This window comes from Streptomyces sp. NPDC059900 (genome assembly GCF_050270335.1).
In the GTDB taxonomy this organism is placed as follows: Bacteria; Actinomycetota; Actinomycetes; order Streptomycetales; family Streptomycetaceae; genus Streptomyces.
The window spans coordinates 1-3,214 of record NZ_JBNNJZ010000772.1 but is presented as its reverse complement, the minus strand read 5'-3'; the positions used below and the strand labels follow the sequence as shown (position 1 = coordinate 3,214).

At 72.4% G+C, this 3,214-nt stretch carries 4 protein-coding genes; 2 read left to right on the top strand and 2 right to left on the bottom strand.

Features of this window, described 5'->3' with window-relative positions; genetic code table 11:
- Window positions 1-128: 128 nt before the first annotated feature.
- The gene (locus tag ACQKIP_RS43675) at window positions 129-425 is read right to left on the bottom strand and encodes an amidohydrolase family protein (RefSeq protein ID WP_365862238.1); all 297 of its coding nucleotides are present in this window, start codon (window positions 423-425) and stop codon (window positions 129-131) included.
- 54 nt (window positions 426-479) lie between these two features.
- Complete coding sequence (locus ACQKIP_RS43670; RefSeq protein ID WP_365862236.1) at window positions 480-1,226, bottom strand: IclR family transcriptional regulator; 747 nt, start codon at window positions 1,224-1,226, stop codon at window positions 480-482.
- 183 nt (window positions 1,227-1,409) lie between these two features.
- On the opposite strand from ACQKIP_RS43670, the gene mhpD reads away from it, so the two are divergent.
- Entirely contained in the window at window positions 1,410-2,231 is an 822-nt protein-coding gene (mhpD, locus tag ACQKIP_RS43665) for a 2-keto-4-pentenoate hydratase (RefSeq protein ID WP_365862203.1), read from the top strand.
- Complete coding sequence (locus tag ACQKIP_RS43660; RefSeq protein WP_365862202.1) at window positions 2,228-3,175, top strand: acetaldehyde dehydrogenase (acetylating); 948 nt, start codon at window positions 2,228-2,230, stop codon at window positions 3,173-3,175. The genes mhpD and ACQKIP_RS43660 overlap by 4 nt, the downstream gene beginning before the upstream one ends.
- The last annotated feature ends 39 nt before the right edge of the window (window positions 3,176-3,214 follow it).

The window sequence follows — 3,214 nt, the reverse complement described above, 5'->3', positions numbered from 1 at the left end:
CTCTCGCTTTGGGCTCCTCGGTTTTCGCGGGGGGGGGGGGGTGTTTGTTGGTGGCGCGCGCCCGGGTGGTGCGGCGGGCCCGCGGCACACCCTGCGGACGCACGCACAGCAGTAGAACGGGGCCCGGCTCAGGCCGGCTTGGCCTTGATCCTGGCGGCCAGTGCGGGGAACTGGGCCAGCGCGTTGGACCGTTCGACGGCCGGCCGCTCGGCAGGCGAGAAGGTCTCGTCCAACTGCGGTGCGGGGTCACCGGCCGCGGGGAACAGGGCACTGGTGAACGGCCAGTCGGTGGCGAAGAGAACGTGCTCGGTCCCGGCCAGTTCGCGCACCGATTTCATCGCCCGGGGCGCCGGGGACAAGGCGGTGTCGTAGAAGAGCTCGCGGGAGTGCGGGCTGCTGTCGTCAAGGATCGCGGCAGTGGTGATCCACGGACGTGTGTCTGCCGGGGTCCGCCCGCGGGTCGGCCGCCCGGCGCCGGCCTACGCAGAGGTGCCGCCCGCCGATCCGCCGACCGAGCGCAGCACGCGGGACAGGCCCAGAGCAGCGGTCCGCACGGCGGGTGCCAGCTGGGCGGGGTGGAACCGGCCGCGCGGCACGGCCACGGACAGGGCGGCCACCGCCGTCGGCCCGTCGAAGACGGGCGAGGCGATGCAGCTGACGCCCAGGGCGGCCTCCTGCTCCTCGTAGGCCAGACCGGAGACCTGGATCTGCTCCAGGGCGGTGCGCAGCCGTGCCGGATCGGTGACCGAGTGCGGGGTCAGACGGGGCAGGGGCCCGGCCAGTACCTCCTGCGCCAGCTCGGAGCCGGAGAAGGCCAGCAGCGCCTTGCCGACACCCGTGCAGGTCAGGGGGAGCCGCCCCCCGATGCGGGAGGGCAGTGCCAGGGTCTGGTGGCCGTGGATCCGCTCGAGGTAGACCACCTCGTGCCCCTCCCGGATACCCAGGTGCACGGTCTCGTGCGTGGCCTCGAAGAGGTCCTGGAGGAACGGCAGCGCCGCCTCCCGCAGGTCGAGCCGCCGCGGCACCAGTGAGCCCAGCTCGAAGAGCTTGCCGCCGAGCCGGTAGGTCTCGCCGTCGCGCTCGAGCAGGCCGAGGCGCACCAGGTCGGCGCAGAGGCGGAACGCGGTCGTCTTGGCCAGACCCGTGCGAGCGGCGATTTCCGTCAGACGGAACGCACCGCCGTCCGGGCGATAGCAGTCGAGGATGGCAGCCGCCTTGTCGAGCATGTTCCCCTGCACGCTGTTCCGTGTCATGGAACGTATTTTGCCGCCGCTCGCACCGTCCGCCTATACCTGTCGTGCATCGGCGGACGCCCACCGCCGCCTCTTTGACATCCCCGCCGCTCTCCGCCCGGAGGTCACCCGCATGTCCGCTTCGCACCGCTGCACCCGTTCCCGCAGGGGCCGGCCGTGAACGCCCACGAGCCCGCCGACGCCGTGACCAAGGCGGCGGCCGTCCTGGAGGAGGCCACCCGCACCGGCGTCCCCTGCGCGCCGGTACGCTCGCTCCTGCCCGAAGCGGACATCGAAGCCGCGTACGCCGTGCAGCGCCTGCACGTGCAGCGCGGGCTCACCGCCGGGCGGCGGCTGGCGGGACGCAAGATCGGCCTGACGTCACCCGCCGTACAGCGGCAGCTCGGCGTGGACCAACCGGACTTCGGCGCACTGTTCGCCGACATGGCCGTGCCCGAAGGAGAGCCGATCGCCCCCGGCCGACTCCTCCAGCCGAAGATCGAGGCCGAGGTCGCCCTGGTGCTGGGCACGGACTTGCCGCATCGCGACCCGACCGCCGCCGACCTGCTGCGCGCCACGGCCTTCGCGCTGCCCGCACTGGAGATCGTCGACAGCCGCATCGCCGACTGGGACATCACCATCGTCGACACCGTCGCCGACAACGCCTCCTGCGGCCTGTACGTCCTCGGCGCCACCCCCGTCCCCCTGGACCGCGTCGACCTGCGGGCCGTGACGATGACCCTCACCAAGAACGGCGAGACCATCTCCCGGGGCACCGGCGCCGACTGCCTGGGCAGCCCCCTCACCGCCGCCCTCTGGCTCGCCTCCACCCTCGCCGGGCTCGGCGACCCGCTGCGGGCCGGCGACATCGTCCTGACCGGTGCGCTGGGCCCGATGGCACCCGCCGCCGAAGGCGATGAGTTCACGGCCCGCATCGAAGGGCTCGGCACGGTGGCCGCCACGTTCGCCTCCACCCCAACACAAGGAGCCGGCGCATGACCACGAAGGCCGCCGTCATCGGATCCGGCAACATCGGCACCGACCTGATGATCAAAATTCTGCGGCTCTCCGAGTCCCTGGAGATAGCCGCCATGGCGGGCATCGACCCCGCCTCCGACGGACTGGCCCGGGCCCGCCGGCTGAAGGTCGCCACCACCCACGACGGCGTGGACGGCCTGGTGGAGCTGGACGAGTTCGCCGACATCGAGGTCGTCTTCGACGCCACCTCCGCCGGGGCCCACCGCCGCCACGACCAGATCCTGCGCGCCCAGGGCCGCACCGTCATCGACCTCACCCCGGCCGCCCTGGGCCCCTACGTCGTCCCGCCGGTCAACGGGGACGACCACCTCGACGCTTCCAACGTCAACATGGTCACCTGCGGCGGCCAGGCCACCATCCCCATCGTCGCCGCCATCGCCGCGGTCACTCCCGTGCACTACGGCGAGATCGTCGCCTCCCTCTCCTCGCGCTCCGCGGGCCCCGGCACCCGGGCCAACATCGACGAATTCACCGAGACCACCTCAGCGGCCATCGAGCAGGTCGGCGGAGCCTCCCGCGGCAAGGCCATCATCATCCTCAACCCCGCCGAACCCCCGCTGATCATGCGCGACACCGTGCACTGCCTGATCGGCGACTGCGACGACGCCGCAGTGACCGCATCGGTCCAGGACATGGCCGCCCGCGTGCAGGCCTACGTTCCCGGCTACCGCCTCAAGCAGCAGGTCCAGTTCGACCGCGTCGCCGCCGACGACCCGCTCCGCTCGCTGCTGCCCGGCGCTTTGCGCACCGGCGACGCCGCGAAGGTGTCGGTGTTCCTGGAAGTGGAGGGCGCCGCCCACTACCTGCCCGCCTACGCAGGCAACCTCGACATCATGACCTCGGCCGCCCTGCGCACGGCCGAGCGCATGGCCGCCCACCGCGCCCCGGAGGTGGCAGCGCGATGACATCCCTGTACATCCAGGACGTGACCCTGCGGGACGGCA

Bases quoted from the DNA above. Each gene is read 5' to 3' on its own strand.
- ACQKIP_RS43670 (WP_365862236.1), bottom strand. From the start codon at position 1,226: ATGCTCGACAAGGCGGCTGCCATCCTCGACTGCTATCGCCCGGACGGC.
- ACQKIP_RS43660 (WP_365862202.1), top strand. From the start codon at position 2,228: ATGACCACGAAGGCCGCCGTCATCGGATCCGGCAACATCGGCACCGAC.